This is a genomic window from Streptomyces sp. NPDC058534, from assembly GCF_042717365.1.
In the GTDB taxonomy this organism is placed as follows: domain Bacteria; phylum Actinomycetota; class Actinomycetes; order Streptomycetales; family Streptomycetaceae; genus Streptomyces.
Window position 1 is genome coordinate 1 of record NZ_JBHXNW010000186.1, and the last position, 1,564, is coordinate 1,564.

A 1,564-nucleotide genomic window follows, 5' to 3' on the forward strand; every position below is an offset into this window, starting at 1 on the left:
TTCTCCTCAAGGAAGCACCGCACCGTGACGGGGGCGGCGTAGACGGGCGCGTGTGCGCTGTGCCCCTCGTACGCCTCCACGGTCACGGTGTGCTGCAACCAGATCTTCGGGAGCCTCACCAGGTCACCACCGCGCCCAGCCGGAAGACGTCCGAGGTGAGGTCGGAGGCGCCGAGGACGTCCCAGACCTCCGGGGCGATCTCCCGGGCGGCCGACGCCGACCCGGAGGTGTTGCCCTCCGGGCGGGACATCGAGGCGGAGCCGAGCTTGACCGAGCCCCACCCAGCGGCAGCCGCGCCGGTGGAGTCGCCCAGCTCGTCCCACCACGCCGCCTGAGCGCACACCGCGTTGGCGAAGGCCTCCTTCACCAGCGCCTTCGAGGGCAGGCCGTCTGCGTCTGCCTCGAACCAGGACAGCCGGAAGACGTCCGCCTCCAGCATCCGCGAGGCCTTCGCCAGCTCCGCTTCGATGCCAGCGGGCGGAGTCTGCCCGGTGTACTGCTGGTAGTCCGCCGCTGTGGCGTAGTTCCTGGCCACCAGGCGGCCCCCTTCCTACAGGTCGAGGACTGCGACGGTCACGGACGCGTCCGCGCCCGCGTAGTCGACCCAGACCCGGCCGTCGGTACGGCGGAACTCCCAGCCGAGCCGGGGCAGGAGCAAGTCCCCGCCGGCCGGGATGGTGTACGTGGCGTCGGCCACGGCGAGCGCCTGGGCGCCGACGGTGGACGGGGTCTGCACCGTGACCGTGAGGGCGGTGGTGTCCCCGTTGACGACGTACAGGTGCCGACGCTCGCCCCACGGGAAGCTGTTCCCGTCGGTGAGCTGCGCGGCGACCGCGGCGCCGCCGGGGTCCACCCCAGCGGCGCCCACAGAGGTCGGGGCGAGGGCGGTCCTAGCCATCCGCCGGCTCCCCGTACTGCTCGATCAGCTGCTCCTTGGTGAGCGTGTTGATCTCGTTGACCTCGTCGGAGTCGGCGGCGTGGGAGCGGGCGTACTCCGCCCACTCGGCCTTGTTCGCGGAACGGGCCGGACGCTGCACGTCGTCCGGCCCGTCTCCGCTTCCCTCACCATCCCCAGGCGGGTCTTCGGGCCCCTCGTCGGGGGCGTTCACCAGATGCACGCCGTACCAGTCCGGAAGGGCGCGCAGCGCCTCTCCCAGGGCCTCGTCCTCGGTGGAGAACGCGCCGTCGGCGAAGCGGGCCTTGCCCGCGGTGCTGGTGATCTGGAGCTGCGGGTACGTCTTGTTGCTGAACTCGTACGCCATCAGGCACCTCAGGCCGTGGTCAGGTTGGTGATCTTGCCGTGCGTGCGCTCGTTCCCGTAGTTCAGACCGACCTCGCCGTACAGCTGCGTACGGTCCTTCGCCCCGGTCCGCGCGAGCGGCTCGGCAAAGAAGTGGCCCTTGCCGGGGATCTCCTGGAAGACCGGCATGCACTGCTCCAGGGACACCACGGCCAGGTCGTCGGCGGGCATGTGCCGGTTCAGCATCAGGTTGAGCGTGCCGAAGTCGGTCTCGATGGTCTGGACGCGGACGCCGCCGACCGTGCGGGACTCCTCGCGGTAGTT

General features: G+C 70.9%; 4 protein-coding genes. All 4 read right to left on the minus strand.

The features are described 5' to 3' along the window. Window positions 1-115 precede the first annotated feature (115 nt). Complete coding sequence (locus ACFWR9_RS42660) at window positions 116-535, minus strand: hypothetical protein (RefSeq protein ID WP_383853078.1); 420 nt, start codon at window positions 533-535, stop codon at window positions 116-118. Window positions 536-550: 15 nt separating this feature from the next. Beyond that, window positions 551-898, minus strand: coding sequence for a hypothetical protein (locus ACFWR9_RS42665; protein ID WP_383853080.1), 348 nt, complete (start codon window positions 896-898; stop codon window positions 551-553). Beyond that, window positions 891-1,262, minus strand: coding sequence for a hypothetical protein (locus tag ACFWR9_RS42670; RefSeq protein ID WP_383853083.1), 372 nt, complete (start codon window positions 1,260-1,262; stop codon window positions 891-893). The genes ACFWR9_RS42665 and ACFWR9_RS42670 overlap by 8 nt, the downstream gene beginning before the upstream one ends. A gap of 8 nt (window positions 1,263-1,270) precedes the next feature. Further along, on the minus strand, window positions 1,271-1,564 hold a 294-nt coding region (locus ACFWR9_RS42675), incomplete at its 5' end, for a DUF5309 family protein (RefSeq protein ID WP_383853086.1).

Bases quoted from the DNA above. Each gene is read 5' to 3' on its own strand.
- ACFWR9_RS42665 (WP_383853080.1), bottom strand. From the start codon at position 898: ATGGCTAGGACCGCCCTCGCCCCGACCTCTGTGGGCGCCGCTGGGGTG.
- ACFWR9_RS42670 (WP_383853083.1), bottom strand. From the start codon at position 1,262: ATGGCGTACGAGTTCAGCAACAAGACGTACCCGCAGCTCCAGATCACC.